This is a genomic window from Vibrio azureus, assembly GCF_002849855.1.
In the GTDB taxonomy this organism is placed as follows: Bacteria; Pseudomonadota; Gammaproteobacteria; order Enterobacterales; family Vibrionaceae; genus Vibrio; species Vibrio azureus.
Map to the genome: position 1 here is coordinate 1458165 of NZ_CP018616.1, position 18971 is coordinate 1477135.

The window sequence follows — 18971 nt, forward strand, 5'->3', positions numbered from 1 at the left end:
TGGATATAAAATAAACTTTAGGTGGTGTTATACCCAAGTGGTCTTCGTAAAATGAGATACAATCACTCTTTTGCCGAGCGTGTTCGGTGTTGTCAATGGAGGGAAATATGACCAGATTATTTGCGATAGTATTATTGATTGGGTTCGCTTTCGTGCTTTTTCGTTATCGTACTAACGAGAAAGTACAAAAATGGACAGTTATCTCTTTGATTGGTCTATTCATCATATATACTGCATCTCTTGTGATTGCAGAGCTCTCACGTTAACTTAAACATTTTGGAGACAAAAGTGACTTCTCAGCAGAATATTGATGATCAGGATGATGACGTTGTTGTAATAGAGGAACGTGATAAGCGTACTCCGATATACATCGCTATTGGCGTCATATTAGGTGTTGCACTTGGCGGCGTTCTTGGGGCGACACTGACTTCAAACCAATGGGAGTCAACCTATCAATCTTTGGATGAAAAATATCAAGCATTAGAAAGCACTAAAGTGGCGTTGTTGTCTCAAGTTAAAGAACGAGAAGCAGGCTTAGATAAAGAAGTCGACAGCAAAGTCATGGTTGTGCTTAACAAAAAGCAACAAGAGTTTGAATCCAATCTTCAGGCGCTCGAGTTGAAAATGACAGAGCTTGGTAAGGTTAATGACTCTCTAAAAGCTCAAATCGAACAGCAAAATGAAAAGCTGAATCTGTCCAAAAATGAGAATCTAAAGTTAAATCGCCAAGCAGATAGGCAAGCAACCATTTTTGAACGCTCGCGAGAGGTTTTTCGGAAGGAACTGAAAGTGTCTCAGGAACTTGAAGCCTTCGAGAAAGAGCGTGAAACCTTGCTACTTAAAATAGAAAAATTACGTAAAGAGTGTGATGTTTTTTTAGAGGGGACATCTTGGGACATTAAGGCTGACGTTTGTGATAAACATGACGAAGCAAATTCCCGTTTGAGCCAATTAGATCAACTGATTGAAGTCAACAAATTAGATTTAGAGCATATCAAAGCGATCACTGATGATATGGGGTTATAGCTGAGATGGGCTCATAGTTCTAGATCGGCAAATCAAATGCACAAAGTGCTTAAAAGTACTCTATGCTGAACGCATTCTCCAAACTCGAGTCATTTGCACCCTAGCCACTAAAGGCGAACTCAATGTGACGTTTAAAGGAGCTCAAAGCGAGCTCCTTATTTTTCTTTGGGAAATGGAATACTTATCTGAGCAGTTGTGGCAACTCTTCTTCAGGTTGCTTGATGCACATTACATGATACATTCCATCAATAACTTCCGTTCCTTCTGTTTCGTGCTCAAATCCCGGGAATTCTTTATCCCATACTTCTAAGCAGTGAAGGTAAGTAATCTGTGGACTGTCATCGTTACCGAAGTTTTCACCAGACATTAGCATTGGTATTCCTGGTGGATAAGGAATAATCGCATTGGCTGCAATACGGTGTGCAAGTTGATCGGATGGCACCATTTCGACATTATTATCTACAATCGACTCAAAGGCATCCCTTGGTGTCATCATCGCTTGTGGAAGAGTTGAGTATGCCAAATTAAGTTTATCTGATGGGGTATGCTGTTTGAGGTAAGCAAACATTTTTATGCCTAGATCTTTAAGCCCCATTTCAGCATAAACATCTGGGTGAGATTCAACGAGCTCTGGCAGCACAGATCTCAAAGGACTGTTTTGGTCGTAGTGTTTTTTGAAATGCAACAGAGTATTGACAAGAGTGGCCCATTTACCTTTGGTGATACCCATTGAGAAGAGAAACATGATTTGAAAATCGGTGGTTCTTGTTGGAACAATACCAAAGCGTGTTAAGTATTGGGTGACTAATGCCGCAGGCACCCCAGAGTCGAGTAAATCACCATTTTCACTCATCCCCGGTGCTAAGATACTGACTTTGATTGGGTCAAGCATACACCAGTCCTCTGGCATATCTTTGAAGCCGTGCCATGAATCGGTTGGCTTAAGTACCCAAAAATCTTGGCAAGAAGCTAGAAGTTTTGGATCGGCCTGCTCAAAGGGCATCGTTTGACCAGTATTTGGGTCGGTAAAAGACTCTGCATTCCAAGGTTTAAAGAACCAATCTCCTTTATTATCAAACTCACGGTATAAACGCCCCATCGCTTGACGATAGTCGACGGCTTCCTGAATGACCTCTTGTGTCAGGGAATAACCATTATTACCAGACATCTGGGAGACCGCAATATCATTTGAAGCACTGATAGCGTAGAGAGGCGAAGTGGTTGCATGCATCATGTAGGCTTGATTAAAACGCTGGAAATCAATCGCATCTTTACCGTGACGAACATGAATATATGATGCTTGAGATAAGGCGTTTAAAAGCTTATGTGTGGAGTGGGTAGCGAAAACAGTTGGGCCACTTGATTCTTTCTCTGGCTCATCACGCATTGCAAAATGGTCTTTGTAAATAGGATTGAACCTTGCGTAACCGTACCAAGCTTCATCGAAGTGGATACGGTTGCTGCTTTCTCCTAACAGTTCTTGAGCTCGTTTAGCGTTATAACATAAGCCATCATAAGTACAGTTTGTCACCACGGCATAAACAGGTTTTTGTTGAGAAAAAGCTTCAGTCAGAGGCCCTTCCGCAGCACGACGTTGAAGGGCAAGCTTTTCCATTTGCTCTGGGTAAATCGGGCCAATGATGCCGTAGCGGTTGCGGGTTGGAACCATATAAATAGGACGTGCACCGGTTAGCATCAGTCCTTGTTCAATGGATTTATGACAGTTTCTGTCACAAATCGCTAGGCTATCTTCTCTCATACATACTTGCATGATGGTTCTATTAGCGCCTGAAGTACCAGTTACAAGGGAGTAGGACTTATCCGCTCCAAATACTTTTGCAGCGAATGCTTCACTGTCACCAAAGTAGCCTGTGTGATCGAGTAATGAGCCTAAAGAACCGCGCTCGATACCCATATCCGAACGGAATAATGCTTCACCAAAATGACGATAAAAACGTTGTCCTGCTGGTGTTTTAGTAAAACCGATGCCACCTTGGTGTCCCGGTGCCGCCCAAGAATATTCGTGGACATCATCGTAATTGAGGATTGCATCCATCAAAGGTGGCATTAATTGCTGTCTATAGCGCTGCATGGCTGCGATAGAGCGGCCAACAATGAAGTCCGGTGTGTCTTCCAGAATCCAAGCAAACTCGTCAACTCGAGACATCAAGTCGTTACTGACCGCTAAAGTGGTTTTTTTACGCTCTGCCAACAGAAAGACGGGGACACCTTCTTGACGCTGGTTCAGTTTATCTATTAACTGGAAAAACTTTTCGTTTTCTTGTGTTTCATGCCCCGTCATTCTTGATGTCAGCATGAAGCAGTCTATGGCGATATTCGCGTTGAATATTGAATAACAGTCATCAAAAGAATTTGCCACCGTGACTTTCACGCCTTCCTTAGAAAACTCTGCAATCAAGCGCTCTAATGCTTTTTCAATAAAGCCCGTTTCGAGATTATCATTGAAAATAAGAGCATGATTATGTTTGTCATAGTTATTCATAAACTGGTATTCCTTTTTCTATGTTTGAATTAAGGTCGTTGGTGTTGTTTGATGAATTATTGCCTGCTGGTGCAGAGGAAGGGTTGGCATCTCGACTGGCGATAAAGCCGTAGAAAAAATATCCAAGAAGCGTAATGATGGTTCCATAGAAGACGGATTCTTCTCCGGTGGCATACGCACCATAAATGCTGTACAGGACAGCAATAGAACCGACAAAGATGGAAACATTGTATTCGGAGCCAGTAATTTTGGCGGAATGGAGGATGGCTCCTAAAGCGGATAAAGAAAGTATATAAGGGACCATATTGATGAAGACAGCGAGATCAACAAGGACATTAAATTGCTCTAAGAGCGTTGGCGAAATGGTCAATACCGCGAGTAAAAGTTCCAGTATCAACATAATTAACATGCCTTTTACCGGAGCGTTGAAGCGGTTGGTGTCACTGAATATTTTAGGGAACAGATTCATTTCCGCCGCGGCTTTAGACACCTGAGCATTGGTAAATTGCCAACCTAATAAAGACCCTATACAAGCAATAATGGCGAGAGCAGTGATGAAATGCCCTACAGCAGGGTTAAACATTTGGGCGAAAACTAAACCAAAAGGAGCATCTGACTTTGACAATAATTCGTTTGGCACAATACCTTGGATGACCGTTGTCGAAGCAATGTAGGTAATCGCAGAGAAAACGGTAGCCAACATACAAGCGAGAGGAACATTTCTTTTGGGATTTTCTACCGCACCCGAGTTAACCCCTGCAGATTCAATGCCTAGGAAAGCCCATAATGTAAGAGCGATCCCAGAAGACATAGCACTCATGATGGACTTATCATGAGGGTTCCAAGCCGCTTCGAATGTTGCAGCGTCAAACCAAAACCAGCCAATGATAGAAACCCCAAGAACTGGAATAATCACCCCCCAAACGGTCACTGACGAAATCTGCCCAGTGATTTTGGGGCCACGCATATTCGCAACGAGAGTGATGACGAGGATCAGCACAACTCCGAAGAAGTTGTTGATAGGGGCAGCTTTAAGCCAAGGAATAAACGTTTCTAAATACCCGACGGATGTAACGGCAATGGCGACTGCACTGATGACTAAACAAACATAGTAGGTGTAAGAAGCGACAAAGAAACTCGATTTGCCATGTGCTTTTTGGGCATACGCTGACATTCCGCCGTCATCGGTACAATACATGCCACATTTGGCAAATGTATAAGCAATACACAATGCACCAATAGCCGTTATTCCCCAAGCAAGCAGTGCTATACCTCCAGTCTGTGCCAAGCTTGATGGGAGAAGAATAATACCAGATCCCATCATGTTGACCGTAACAATCGTAGTGAGCCCCATCAGGCCCATCTTATTGTTGTCCATTTTTCACCTCGTTTGAGATATTAAAATTAAAAAGCACGATAATACGTGCACTATGGTATGCAATTTGTAGTATATGATTATGGTTCTGTACAATGTTTGATGAAAAAGTTATGTACTTAAATCACTGGGGGGAGGATTTTTAAAGGAGAGTAGTAGGGGCGTTTGAAACTAATGAAGAAAAGAGAATTAGATTCAAGTGGACAACAGTGACCACTTGAATCAGGTTATTTCAGTGAACTATTTTTGAAGTTTACTTAGTAGTAGATTGATACCAGTTGTTTTGATAAGCCTTGGATCCAAACAAAGCATTGGCTTTCGCACGTTCAATAATATTCTTATCTACCTCAAGAGGAGACATTGTTTGCGTCTCAAAATCATATTTCATGGTTGTGACTTTTTCTCCCGGGGAGAACACAACAAAGTTATCACGAGTTAAATAACCGAAGTTTTTATCGTATTGCATCATTGCACGTTCATCTTCGCGAGCTAATGGACGAGTTAAATCGCGACCAAGCATCGGGGTCGTTGCATCTACGCCAATAAGTGATAATAACGTTGGAGGCATATCTAGGTTATTTGCAATTCGGTCATCTTCTTTTGCTGGTATATCTTTACCTAGGATCAAAGCAGGAATGTGAAAATGCTTCACAGGGACCAGACTATCACTGGAGGAACGAGCATCATGGTCAGCAATTACAATAAAAATGGTATCGTCCCAGTATGTGGATGCTTTCGCTTTTTCAAAGAAAGTGCCTAAAGCGTAGTCAGAGTATTTGACAGCGTTGTTACGTGTTCTGTATGCGTCTTTATCATACGGCTCGATTTTATTTTCAGGGTATTCATACGGACTGTGGTTACTCGAAGTGAAGACTAAACTGAAAAAAGGTGTATCATCTTTTGAGAGTCGTTCGAATTCTTGGTCAGCTTTGGTATAAAGATCTTCATCACTGACCCCCCAAGAGCCGATAAAAGAGGGGTTTGTATAATCGTCTTCTTCAATGATTTGGTCAAAACCATTGCCAAAAAAGAAGGATTTCATATTATCGAAATTAGCTTCTCCGCCATAGATAAATTGGGTGTGATAGCCTTGATCCTTTAATAGGTCTGCAATGGTAAAAAAGCCCGTTTGACTTTTACTTAGCTTTACAACAGCACGAGAAGGTGATGGAAGAAAGCCGGTTGTCATGGCTTCAATACCACGTACAGAACGGGTCCCCGTTGCATACATTTGGGTGAAGTTCCAACCTTCCTTCATCAATTGCTCTAAGTTAGGCGTTAAAGGCAAACCACCCAATGAATCCACAAATTGAGCTCCGAGGCTTTCTTGAAGAAGGATGACGAGATTTTTGCGTTTACCTTTATATGTTGCTTCATTGGTATTCATTGTAGGCAACAAAGTGGTGTCAAAATCAGACTTAGTTGAAGAACGACGAACAATCTCAAGTAATTGCTCGTTATCCATTTTGCCGTAAAATTGTTCGGCATTTTTTTCGGACTTCATATTGTTGACGGCAAACAACAAGGAATAAGATGAATTTAAAGTTAAATCATTCAATAAGGGATCATTACAGAAGGCAACCATGGCTGGGTTAAGTGGTCGATGACCTAAAGAAGAACGAGCGCCAGCGACTCCGATAATAATCACTAAAACAGCTAATAGTGGCCTCCATTTCCAACTAATTTGTTGTGTGTTGTCTGTCAGTTTTTTACTCCATTTCCAACCAAAAACAAGTGTTAAAACGGTTCCAAGTAGACCAATAAATAACTCGAGTTTGTACCCTGTCCAAAGCATACCAAATACTTCTTTAGGGTAAATGAGGTATTCAACAAATAGGCGATTTGGTCTCAGGTCGTACTCCATTATAAATGGGGCAGTAGCAAGTTCCATGTAGACAAGAATCCAAAGGCCGAAGACCATCCAGCAGCGTAAAATTACCTTCCAGAATTGACCAATTTTTCCAGAAACAGGAAGAAGGGCGGAAAGTAATCCTGGGAGTATGAATAACCAACAAATGGTTGCGATATCAACTCGAATACCCTGAATGAAAATATAGATAAAATCTTCAATATTTTCAATTCGTTCAGATAACCAAATGGATAAAAGGACCCTTGATACTGATAAAAACAGAAGGGCAAAAGTACTGAATAAAACAATAGGCCTTAATGGGCCAAAAGTGATTTTTTGCATATTAATCCCGAGTGACAAATGATATTGACTTTGGAAAGTGGGGACAAGGCATAACTCTTTGTGACGAAGTTAATGGTAACAAGAAGGTGAGATAAGTCCCTATTTGATTATAGGTGAGAAGTACAGGAGTTGATAGGGTGAGTGATGATAAAGTCTATTAAAACAATATATTAGAGTTTGTTTATGTTTGTAAGCTAATGGGGCAATGATTCCTAAACGCAAGAGAAATGTTTTATGCCCATCTAGGAAGCCATAAAAAAAGCTACTCATTAGTAACGAGTAGCCTTTATTTATTCAGAAAATGAGTTTGATTAAATTAAAGAGGTTAGCTTAATTTAAATGTGCTCACTGTTTGGGTTAACTTGTTTGATAAGTCAATTAATTGCGTAGATTTCTCTTGGTTAGAAGAAGAGAGTTCTAGAGTCTCACGTGCTTTATCATTGATGTTGACAATACTTTGATTGATTTCACCAGTGACCAGTGTTTGCTCTTCTGTTGCTGTTGCAATTTGCGTGTTCATATCTTCAATAACCGCAATAGAATTCGAAATCTCAGCAAGAGAGCGTTGAGCTTTACTTGAGTTGTTTAATGTTAACTCAGCAGCAGTGCGGTTTGCTTGCATCATCTCAATCGAATTATTGGCTTCTTGTTGAAGGGCTGTGATGACTTGTTGAATTTCGTTGGTACTTTCTTGAGTACGATTCGCAAGGTTACGTACTTCGTCTGCAACAACAGCAAAACCACGGCCTTGTTCGCCGGCACGAGCCGCTTCGATAGCAGCATTTAGTGCGAGTAGGTTGGTTTGTTCTGCAATATCTCTAATGACATCTAAAACAGCACCAATGCTAACGGTTTTATCGCCTAGATTGTTGATAACCAAAGAAACATCTGCAATAGCATCAGATAGGCCAACGATACTGTTATTCACTTCCTCAAAGACTTGGTTACCTGATGCGGCTTCTTGAGAGGCTTGAATTGCAGCGTCAGAAGCTCGCTGAGCATTTTGAGCAACTTCATTAACAGCAACTGCCATTTCGTTCATTGCCGTTGATGTTTGTTCTAGCTGTTCCATTTGAGAGGACGAGCTGTCGTTAACGTTGTCAGCAACTTGACTAATACCTTGAGCAAATGACATGAGTTCATCAGAAGAATGGCGGATAGTATTGATCGTCGCTTTCAGGTCTTGCGACATCTCACTAATTGCACCATTCACACCTGTATTTTTGCCAGATTCAGTGCTCGTCTGAGTCAGGTCACCTTTTGCGATTTGAGAAACAATGTTCTCAATTTCTTTTGGCTCACCACCAATAGGTTTGTAAATCAGCAGGTCAACAATGAAATAAACGCAAAGTATACTAGCAATCAAAAACAGGCTAGAGGTCAACAAAGTCGATGTTAAGTTGTCATTAGAATCGGCGTTGACTTCTTCCTCAGTCATCCATGCCCAAACGCTCCAGTTTAATGAAGACAGTTCTGCTGCAGAGCCTAAATATTCAACTCCATTATATGTATATTCAAAGCTTTCTTCCTTTGAAGTATCAACGGACTTAAAGAGGGGAATTTGGCTAAAGATGTTTTTACCGACTAAACCACTGTCTTGCGCTGCTAAAATGAAGCCATCACCACGGGAAACAAAAATTTTATTACTAGTGGTGAGTTGTTGTGTAAATTTAGTGAGGTCATCAAGTAATAAGTTAAGGGCGATAACACCAACTACTTTACCTTCTCTGTAGATTGGTTTAGCAAGAGCCATTACGGTATCACCCGTTGATGCTTGGTAAGGTCGAGTAATGATCGTGTCTTTGCCATTCATCCCATCGATGAACCACTCTCGTTGTTTAGAAAGGGCATTGAAATTTGGAATAATACCGTTAGTTTTCGATGAATATGAAGTACCATCCGCTGTAGAAAAATAAACATTGTTCACATTAGCGATGTTTTTAGCACTATGAAGAATATCTACTGCGGATGGAATATCAACATTACCATATTCATCAAATACTAACTCAGTGCTTGTTAAAGAAAGCACATCAAAATAGCGAGAAATTTTCTGCTCAATGGCATCTGCTATTAATTGTGACTTATAGTCTAACTGCTTTTTAAAACTTGTAGTCGATGAGCCTTCAAAGTTTTTCCAACTTAGAAAACTGGTTGTCATGATTAGGACAAGTGTCATTGCCATAATCGAAAAAATGATCTTGAGTTTAGCACTCATATTTGACTTCCTAAAGTTCTGATTGATATATGCTATTTAATGATTGAGTGAAGCGAATATAGTTATATCTTCTCCCAAAGGGGCTGCATCATACCATTAAATTTGACTAATTTCTGTTCAATAAAGTGATTTTTTTCTGTTTTTTTTAAATCGACCAAAAACATACTTTTATTTAATTTAAATTTCCTCTATTTATTTGGTTAATTAATAAATCATAGTGAGCATTGGTTCATATATATTGCTCAGTCGACAGCAGCTATCAGATTGATACTGGAATTGAAAAGTATTTAATTTTCATTGGCTATATCTTTACCTAGCTAAATTAATAATAGTATCAATATTATCTTTTCAAACAGATAATTACAATGGTTCATCATAAGCAATTGAATGACTTATGAGATGAGTTGTAACGTTTCGTTAACATTTTATTGTGATTGAGATGCACTAAATCAACAACATCCCCCTACAGTAAAGCTTTGATAGTTCAGTTAGATAGATTTATCCATTGTATTGGGATAAATACTCTAATCTATCGATCTGGATCTTTTGTTAACATTATTGTTACAGGTGAATTTCATTAAACTTTGTTGTGTGTCGTAATTGTATGGTGTCGAATAAAATAACATTATGCACTGAGTTGTATATTAACTAGCTTTGAAGGGTAACGTCTGTGCAGATTAAGTATTTATTAATGGATATTTATTAAATATATGTTTGCATTTTTGGTAATAGGTCAATCTTAATAATTAGATAATTACAGGGAATTTTTTATGTTAAAGAAAGTATTGAGTTGTTATATATCTTCGGCAGTATTTATGTGCTCATCTGCATTAGCACAACAAGAGTTAGCATCTTATGGGAATTATGATGATCAAGCTTCAGTTCCCTTGCTTCTTGCACCAATGGGAGAAGAAGCGATAACGGGAAAATATATTATTGTTTTAAAGTCTTCGAAGGCACTTTCGCATGACCAAGCTGCTCAAAAGGTACATATGAAAGCAACTATAAACGACATCAGTAATTCATTGGCTATTTTTCCAGAGAAGATATTCGAGCATTCAATATCAGGCTTTGTCGCTAACTTAACTCAATCGCAAATTGAACTACTACGCAAAGATCGCCGAGTGAGCTTTATCGAGCAAGACAGAATTATTTCCATTGATCCTTCAATTAGTGAAGATGAAGCTCAAGGCAACGCAACATGGGGATTAGACCGAATTGACCAGAGAAATTTGCCTCTAGATAGCGTCTATAACTCAGAATATGATGGTACTGGTGTAACGGCATATGTGATTGATACAGGTGTTAATAATGAACATGAGGAGTTTGGTAGCCGAGCAAGATCAGGTTACGACTTTGTTGATAATGACGATGATGCAAGTGACTGTAATGGCCATGGAACCCACGTTGCCGGTACGATTGGTGGTAAAGAATATGGTGTTGCTAAAAACGTCAATATTGTTGGAGTTAGGGTATTAAGTTGCCGTGGTTCGGGTTCCTTATCAGGAGTGATATCAGGTATTGAGTGGGTTGCAGAAAATGCCAGTGGCCCTTCGGTAGCCAATATGAGCTTAGGTGGCGGAAAATCGGTTGCAATCGATAGTGCTGTTGAAAGTGCCATTCAATCTGGCGTTACCTTTATGCTTGCAGCGGGTAATTCAAATGCTGATGCCTGTAGTACATCTCCCGCTCGTGTTGAATCAGGTGTGACGGTAGGATCAACCACCAAATCGGATTCACGTTCCAGTTTTTCCAACTGGGGGAGTTGTGTTGATTTATTTGCCCCAGGTTCGGATATCAAATCTGCTTGGTATGATGGCGGTTATAAAACCATCAGTGGTACTTCAATGGCAACACCGCATGTTGCCGGCGTTGCAGCTCTTTATTTACAGGAAAACAACAGCCTGTCGCCTCAACAAGTCTCTGATTTATTGGTATCGAGAGCCACGGATAGCAAAATCAGTGATACAAAAGGGACTGCAAATAAGCTGCTCTATAGTTTAACAGGTAATGGCTGTGAACCAGATTGTGGAGGGCCTAACCCGCCAAATCCACCAGTGCCAACACCTAATCCAAGTGAAGAATTAATTTCGGGTCTACCGGTCAATTGGTTAAGTGCTTCTAGTGGAGATAATACATATTTCCATATGGATCTAGAAGCGGGTAAACAACTTACAGTCGTCACAATTGGTGGCTTCGGTAATGCGGATATGTACCTAAAGTTTGGTGAACAACCGACTTTGAGTTCTTGGGATTGTCGACCATTAAAAAATGGTAATAACGAAACTTGTACGATTGAAGTAACACAAAGCGGCCGTTATCACGTCATGCTCAATGCAAAATCTTGGTATTTAGGCATGACCATTCAAGCAAATTATTAGTATTCATCAATAGATTGGGCCCACCTGAGAAGGTGGGCTTCTTTTTGAATTAAGCTATTTTATTGGAGCAATACAATGGCAACATTGAAAAGTTGTGTACCTATTTTTATTGCAAGTAGCCTCGTATCATCCTTTGCTTTTTCTACTGAAACCTTAATTTCAATAGCAGATAAAGTGGAGCATGCTTACTTGTTTGAAACACAAGATCAATCTGATACGACAGTCAAACATACTATTAGTCACCCTGGAGCAACGTTCATTAAAGTGCATTTTGATAAGTTCAAACTTGGGCCTAGTGACGTTGTCACGATAAAAGGAAATAACAGTCAAGATATTATTCGATATCAGCATACCAGCGAGAGTCCATTCTTTGCACGTTCCATCGATGGCGACAGCTTGACTATCGAATGGACTAAAGGCCGAGCAGATTCAAGAGCATTAAGTATCGATTATTACACGGCTGGTTATAGTGACGAAAAAATAAAAGACTTAGAAGCGGTTGGGGGATTATCGACTTGTGGTATTAATGAGCGCGTTGATGCTGTTTGTTGGCAAGAAAGTCATCCAGATAATTTCGGATGGAGCCATTCAGTTGCGCGTTTGTTGATCGATGGTCGTAGTTTGTGTACCGCTTGGCGTGTTGGGCCAGACAACCATATGATGACGAATAATCATTGTGTATCGACAGCCTCAAGGCTTAAAAATACCGAGGTTTGGTTCAATTACCAGCGAACAACCTGTGAGGGTGAGTTGGGAGACACAATTAAAATCATGGCGGATCAAATCATCAAAACTAACTACGAACTTGATTATACTTTGTTCAGTATTAAAGATTTCGAACAAATCGCTGATTTTGGTTATCTGGGCTTGGATGACTCACCACCTATTTATGGCTCTGAAATTTATATTCCTCAACATGGTGCGGGTAAACCAAAGGAAATGGCGATTGAGAGCGATAAAAACAGCACAGGTCTGTGCCAAATTGATCAGGCTGATGCGGATGGTAGAGGAACGAATACAGACACCGGGTATTTTTGCGATACTATTGGCGGCTCTTCTGGTTCTCCGGTGCTCCTGGCTGATTCTCATAAGGTTATTGCTTTACATCACTTTGGAGGGTGTGAAAACCAAGGTGTTCAAATAAATAAAATATGGCCTGAAATTGCCGAGTTTTTTGATCACACTTTACCTGCTGGGAAAATGGGTAAGCAAGACCCAGTGAGTGAATATCCGATTGTACAAGTCGGTGAGAAGGTTGAAAATATAACTCTTGAAAAGAATCAGCAACGAATATTTAAGTTGCCGGCTTCTAGCCGAAGCCAAGCTTTGGTAGTGCAAATCTCTGCCGACTCTGGTGATGGTGACCTTTATACAAAATCAGGCAGTGTGCCAAGTAAAGCGTCGTACCATTGTCGGCCTTATCGTTCTGACAGTAATGAACAATGTAAAATAGCGATTGGAGACCAAGACTTGTACATTATGATCAGAGGTTACTCTCCGGTTTCTGACCTTACGTTATCCATTGAACCTGATGAGTAGTGCATATACCAAGCTATAAGTGAGAGGTTACTTGGATATAGAAAGACAAAAGGAGACTTACCTTTTGTCTTTCTATTCACGTTCTTAATAGCTTCTACTTGATGCTGAACACGGCTTCTTGATGTTCCTTCGGTATAATCATGGTGTTTTTGTTGTGAATTGACAGCGATCTTTACGTTTCGTGATTAAGTAAGCGAATACGCCCCAGAAGAGGGTTAGCCCCCATAAAGCACTCCAATATTGTGCAATTTGTTGCCATGTTGCCCCCATTTGATTAAGCGCTAAAAATCCTTTGATGGCCCATGTGCTTGGACTCAAGTCAGCAACCCATAATAGGGGAGTTGGAATAGTTTCTACTGGCCAGACAAAGCCGGCTAAAAATACTAAAGGCATCGAGCTTACCAGAACAACAATAGAAACTAATTCTCTACGCGGTACAAGGTAACCAAGCCACAAACCTAAAAAACAACAACTGAGGAGAAATGGCAACAATAATGTGAGTAGCGTCGACATATGGGCTAGGTGATTGACATTAAGAAACTCAAAACTGAAACCGAAGTAATAGGCACTGAGAACATAATAAAAGGCAGTAAAAATGATGACTCGAGCACAAAGACGCGCTCTCAAAGTCGTTGATGTTGGTTGTTCCTGATCAGATAGAGTTCGATAGGTTCCCGTTTGCAGACCAATTGCCATGACCAAAGTTTGTTGCAAAATAAGTATGAAGACTGCAGGGACCACGTATTCAATGTAACCCATGGTCGGATTGAACGTCGGCTTGATATTGAGTTTAAAGGCAGAGTAATTTTGGCTTGCCATATCAAGAGGGGTACCATCTATCAGCATCTTATTCACTTTGACCTGAGCACCCAATGTTGCACTCACTCGTGAAATACCTTCTACGATGGTCCCGTAGACTAAGAAGTAAGAAGCATCGGCGGCGAATGCAAGCGTTGGGCTTTGGCCGAGCAATAAGTCTTTATGAAAGTGTTCAGGAATCACTAAAAAGCCCGCGATCTGTTTATCTGTGAGTGCTTTTTTAGCATCAGCGATCGAAGGTAATCTCATAACAACATTCACTTGAGGAGTGGCATCAACCATACGTTCAAGCGTTAAACTTATCTGGCTATTATCAAGGTTAATGACGGCAATTGGCTGCTCTCTGGGTGTTTCCTGCATGTAAGGCAGTGGGTACAAAAAAGAGTAAAAAATCACACCCCCAAACACGGTTAGCACAACGACGGGGTTGGTCAGAATCGCGCTTAATTCTGTTTTTAAAACGTGCCAAAAGGTCATACGGCCTCCTTATTAGTATTATTCAGCTCGCTTTTTTCAGTCGGTTTCTTAGCATGTTTTGCGATTAATAGTGCCACTATCACAAGAGGTATCGAATATCCAAGCATGGGCCATAACATTTGGATTGAGCGTACCGCATCCACACCATAATTTGCTTGTTCAATTTGTACTTCAATATAGTGGGTAATAGGGAGAAGACTTCGCCAAGCAAGTGCTGGCGTATTCATATCTTGGACGGGAAAAGTAATGCCCATAAAGGCAAAACTAGGCGCAGTGAAGGCACCAGCAAAACTCATCGCTCTGGCGGGATCCATAGTTAAAAAGAAAAACAAAGCTCCCATGATCATACAGGCTAACACAGTAACAAATTGTGCCAAGATGAGAGCAAGATAACTGCCTGTCATTGGCCATTCGAGTAAGACGTAAAACCAAAGTAAAAACAACGCCCCTTGCAGCATAAATACAGGGATATAATACGTTAAAATTTGACATGCTTTTTTAAATGGCTGTGCTCCAAGGAAGAGAAAGGGGGACTTGGTGTTGTGGCCATATATACGAAAGTGGGCAGCAAGAATTAAAATGGTACTGACAACGATGCCTATTTGCCAAATTGCGGGGACAATAGCTGAGACTAAAAACTGTGCGTAATTAGTATTCCGATTAAACAGTGCAGTGACTTGGTTTCTTATTGGTAAGGCACTGCTTTGTGCTGATAAAGAGGTCGTGTTGCCTTTAGCCAAAAAGCCCATAGTCTCGATTTGAGCGTCAAAATAGCCAAGGGATTGCGTGACGGCGGAATTGATCAGCTTAGTCACTAGAATATACTGACTGTTTACAAAAATAGAGAGTTGAGGTTGGCGATGCTGTCGAATATCCTCTTCAAATGTAGCAGGAATAATCACATAAGCATAAATATCGCCTTCAATCATGGCGTTCTTTGCCTCTAATGCACTCGGCAACTGATACTCAACCGATAAAGTCGGCGAAGCATCAAGTGTTTGATGGAGTTTGTATGACAAAGTTGAGTGTTGTAAATCAACAATGCCAATAGGCAAATTTCTTGCGGTTCCTGCAGAGAATACCCCCCATACAATCAGCGCGATAAATATGGGTAACCAAGTTAAGCTTGAAACTAACCAAGCATCTTTACGAAGAATCTGTCGTTGTGAGATGTGCACCGTCATAAACTGGTCTCAATGAATTTATAGTTTGACCACAACACTCATGCCCATTCGGAGCTCAGATTCCGGTTGGGTAGGGCGGGCTTCTACAGCAAAGGTTCTAAGATCAAAACCTGACGAGGCATCGGTGGCGCGCCATGTTGCAAAATCTCCCATGACAGCGATATGAGTCACCTCAAACTCCAGTTCTTTATTTAGTGCAGGTAGGAATGCGTTAAAAGTCGTGCCTTTCGTAAAGTGTGGAAGCAAGTCTTCTCTAACATTGAGCGTTGCCCAAGCGTCTTTAGTGTCGATAACGGTAACAACAGGGAAGCCTTGAGGAGCTAATTCGCCGCTGTGTAATAAAACTTGTGAAACTTCACCATCAAACCAACTGAAAACTTCGGTATCTTTTGCATAAGCTTCGACTTCAGCGACAGCACCGGCGGCCATACGTACTTTTTCTACTGCAGCAACTTTGGTTTCTTGTCGAGTTCCTTCTTGTGCCATTTGGAACATCTGTTGGGCTGCACTTTCGGTATATTGAGCTGCTTGCCACTGCGTATAAGCTTCATCTCTTTTCTGTTCAGCGACTACACCATCTCGGTAGAGGTTATTGATACGTTGGTAAGTTTTACTCATCAGCTGTTCGGCGGCTTTGGCTTTTAACCATTGATCTTTAGCCGCTTGTATTTGTTGTTTACGAGCACCGATTTCAGCTTCAAGCGCCAAGGCACTGGCTGCTTTTTCTCCTGCTTTTGCTTGCTCTAACTTGGCCTCTATTTCAGGGCTATGAAGTGTAAACGTTAATTGACCTTTACTGACGGTATCACCCTTACGAACCATTACTTGATCAATTCGACCGGGCACTTTGGATGAAATGCTGTATTGTTGAGCTTCAATTAAACCTTGTAAACGCACCGGTGTAGGCTGATAGGCGAGGTAAAATTGATAGCCGACCCAAGTCACGGCACCCAGAGCACAAAGTGAAAGCAAAGCAGTATTTAATGGTTTCGATGACATGGATTTATTTCACCTCTTTTGTGTTGAGTGTTTGGGTGTAAGCGGTTTGTTGATATTGTGCAAAACTGTCCATTTCATTACTGACGGCTAAGAGTTTTACAAGAGCGATTAAATAATGAAAGCGCGCAACAGATTGTTGAGTTTCAATATTGGCAAGATAAAGCTGTGCATCGACCACATCAAGCGAAGAGGATAAACCTTGTTTGAAAGCGTTTTGACGTAAACGGAGATTTTCATTAGCTAAGGTTAAGCTTGTATCTAGGCCTTTTACTTCGTCAATCGCTTGTTGAGCCTCTTGATAGGTTTTCTGTACCAAAAGTGAAAGGTCTTGTTTAGCTTGGGATTTTAGCGCATCAATTTGGACAAGCATGCTTTGTGCGGCTTTAACTTGCTCGCTGCGACCATTTGATTCGATCAATGGAATGCTGACTCCAACTCCAACTAGCCAATCTGGCGCCATTTGACTGGCCAAAGAATCACCCTCATACAACGTGTAGTCACCATATAAATAGACCTCAGGGTAATATTTGCCTTTCTCAGCTTGCAATAAGCTTTCTGCTTGTTTGTTCTTCGCATCTAAAAGATCTAAACCGGGGTAGGTCAAAAGGGTCTGATCAATAAAGGCACTTAAGGGCGGTAAGTTATTATTAATGAATAGTGACTCAGTAGGTTGAAGCGGATCAGTTTGAACCAGAAGTTTATTGAGAGCTGCTTGAGCGATGTTTAGGCTACTTGCGGCTTTGTTGGCGGCCACTTTAGCGGTCGATAGTGAGGCTTCCGCTTGAAGTGTTTCAACATGAGCAATTTGGCCTTGTTGTTCCATTTTTTGTGCAAAAAGCCGATGTTTTTCAAGCCCTTTAACGACTTCTTGGCGCGTATTTAGCACTTCTTTGGCAAGGATTACAGAAAAGTAATACTTCGCGAGGTCTTCATATCGTGCTTGTTGCTCCATGGCTAATTGACTCTTGGCCTCTTCGGTTTTTCCTTGTGCTGCAGCTTGTGCTGCATCAATTCGTCCGCCAGTAAAAATCGGCCAGATAGCACGAATGGAAGAAGTAAACACATCTCGTTCGGTAATTGTACTCTTGGAATTTAAAAGTCCAGCTAATAAATCATCTAATTTAGGTAAGCGCGGTAAGTCGGTGCTATCTAGAAGCTGTTGCCCTGAAACGGTGACATCATTATCTAGGTAAGTATAGTTAGCGCCAATAGTAATATTGGGAAGGTCAAGGTTGTCAGTTGCTTTTTGTCGATATTCATAAGTCGACACGTTTGCTTGTTGTGCTTTTAAAGAATAGTTGTTCTCTTTCAATAAGCTCCAAGCATTGTTAAATGTTATCGGTGTTGAATGACAAGCAAGAGAGATTGAGCTGGATAAAAAGCCCAATATCAAGAGTTTTCCAGTTTTCGTCATGGCCGCTACTTTATTTTTAGAGTAATAGCTCTAATATAGGTGATAATTAAGAGCTTGTTAAGAGATAAAGGAAATTGTATACCCAGGTGAATAAGGATAAGTGTATGTTATTTAGGCACCTCGTGTGAAGAAAAGTCGTATCACAACTCACAAAGTGGCAATTACGTTGAGGGTGGGCAATGGAATTCAGCACGCCATACAAGTTTACGTGAATTTTTCATGGTATTAAGCAGATCTTCACCACTCATTTGAGGAATTGAAAGCAAGACATTGAAAGCAGAAGGATTCGCACTGTCTTTCTCATAAGCCCTAACATGGGTAAATGTTGTCTTCATATTGTTGGCAAGCACAATTTTGTTTAAGCAGATTCCAAATCTGTCGCGTTTCATACTCAACTCCTTTGCGACTAAGCTTTTTATGTGTGGTATTTTTGGTACTTGATAGAAAACTGCATGTGCTCAAGCTTAGTCAAATTATCAGTGTTCAAACCGAACCTTTACTGTTGGTGGAAAATTATACAGGAAAGTAAAACGCAATTCTGAGTAATTAGCATGCGGGTTTGTGATCCCAATCGTGAATCTTGTCCAACCAGCTTAAAAAAGCGATAGATAAACCCAAGTGACCTCAAGATGCTTGATTAAGAGCTAAGGTCATCTCGCTGAACGCAGCATCTTGAGGTTACTTGGGTATAAATATTGTTGGGCTTGTTTAAAACAGATGTATCGAAAAGCAGTCATTATTTAAACGTTTGCGCTGCTGGGTATTGATGTAAATCAAAATGTCGTAGACAATACCAGTGGTGTCGTGAACAGCACTCTTTAGGGTGTAATTTTTTACTCTAGAGTTTT

The 18971-nt window shown here is 40.8% G+C and carries 13 protein-coding genes; 4 read left to right on the forward strand and 9 right to left on the reverse strand.

The genetic code is table 11. The annotated features are described in order from the left end of the window. Window positions 1-107: 107 nt before the first annotated feature. Together BS333_RS06675 and BS333_RS06680 are read left to right on the forward strand one after the other, a co-directional pair. Window positions 108-266, forward strand: a complete 159-nt coding sequence (locus BS333_RS06675; protein WP_021708444.1) for a hypothetical protein — start codon at window positions 108-110, stop codon at window positions 264-266. Between the two features lie 22 nt (window positions 267-288). Beyond that, complete coding sequence (locus BS333_RS06680) at window positions 289-1026, forward strand: hypothetical protein (protein WP_021708443.1); 738 nt, start codon at window positions 289-291, stop codon at window positions 1024-1026. Window positions 1027-1207: 181 nt separating this feature from the next. Here BS333_RS06680 and adiA read toward each other — a convergent pair whose 3' ends face one another. The 4 genes from adiA to BS333_RS06700 form a co-directional block, all read right to left on the reverse strand. Beyond that, a complete protein-coding gene (adiA, locus tag BS333_RS06685) occupies window positions 1208-3529 on the reverse strand; it encodes an arginine decarboxylase (RefSeq protein ID WP_021708442.1) in 2322 nt (773 codons plus the stop codon). Beyond that, window positions 3522-4907 (reverse strand): putrescine-ornithine antiporter, encoded by a 1386-nt coding sequence (potE, locus tag BS333_RS06690; protein WP_021708441.1) that lies wholly within the window; start codon window positions 4905-4907, stop codon window positions 3522-3524. The genes adiA and potE overlap by 8 nt, the downstream gene beginning before the upstream one ends. 250 nt (window positions 4908-5157) lie before the next feature. After that, window positions 5158-7095, reverse strand: a complete 1938-nt coding sequence (locus BS333_RS06695) for an LTA synthase family protein (RefSeq protein ID WP_021708440.1) — start codon at window positions 7093-7095, stop codon at window positions 5158-5160. A 325-nt stretch (window positions 7096-7420) separates the two neighbouring features. Then, window positions 7421-9310, reverse strand: a complete 1890-nt coding sequence (locus tag BS333_RS06700) for a methyl-accepting chemotaxis protein (protein ID WP_101903866.1) — start codon at window positions 9308-9310, stop codon at window positions 7421-7423. 770 nt (window positions 9311-10080) lie between these two features. Here BS333_RS06700 and BS333_RS06705 point away from each other — a divergent pair. Beyond that, complete coding sequence (locus BS333_RS06705) at window positions 10081-11691, forward strand: S8 family peptidase (RefSeq protein ID WP_021708438.1); 1611 nt, start codon at window positions 10081-10083, stop codon at window positions 11689-11691. Window positions 11692-11766: 75 nt separating this feature from the next. Further along, on the forward strand, window positions 11767-13230 hold the full coding sequence (locus tag BS333_RS06710; RefSeq protein WP_021708437.1) for a serine protease: 1464 nt from the start codon (window positions 11767-11769) through the stop codon (window positions 13228-13230). 138 nt (window positions 13231-13368) lie between these two features. Here BS333_RS06710 and BS333_RS06715 read toward each other — a convergent pair whose 3' ends face one another. The 5 genes from BS333_RS06715 to BS333_RS06735 all read right to left on the reverse strand — a co-directional run bounded on the left by BS333_RS06715 (window position 13369) and on the right by BS333_RS06735 (window position 18512). Beyond that, the gene (locus BS333_RS06715) at window positions 13369-14526 is read right to left on the reverse strand and encodes an ABC transporter permease (protein WP_021708436.1); all 1158 of its coding nucleotides are present in this window, start codon (window positions 14524-14526) and stop codon (window positions 13369-13371) included. Next, window positions 14523-15710: an ABC transporter permease gene (locus BS333_RS06720; RefSeq protein WP_021708435.1), complete on the reverse strand. Its 1188-nt coding sequence runs from the start codon at window positions 15708-15710 to the stop codon at window positions 14523-14525. The genes BS333_RS06715 and BS333_RS06720 overlap by 4 nt, the downstream gene beginning before the upstream one ends. An 18-nt stretch (window positions 15711-15728) precedes the next feature. Beyond that, entirely contained in the window at window positions 15729-16709 is a 981-nt protein-coding gene (locus BS333_RS06725) for an HlyD family secretion protein (protein WP_021708434.1), read from the reverse strand. 4 nt (window positions 16710-16713) lie between these two features. Then, on the reverse strand, window positions 16714-18123 hold the full coding sequence (locus tag BS333_RS06730) for a TolC family protein (RefSeq protein ID WP_033003296.1): 1410 nt from the start codon (window positions 18121-18123) through the stop codon (window positions 16714-16716). Between the two features lie 161 nt (window positions 18124-18284). Beyond that, a complete protein-coding gene (locus BS333_RS06735; protein WP_021708432.1) occupies window positions 18285-18512 on the reverse strand; it encodes a hypothetical protein in 228 nt (75 codons plus the stop codon). Between the last annotated feature and the right edge of the window lie 459 nt (window positions 18513-18971).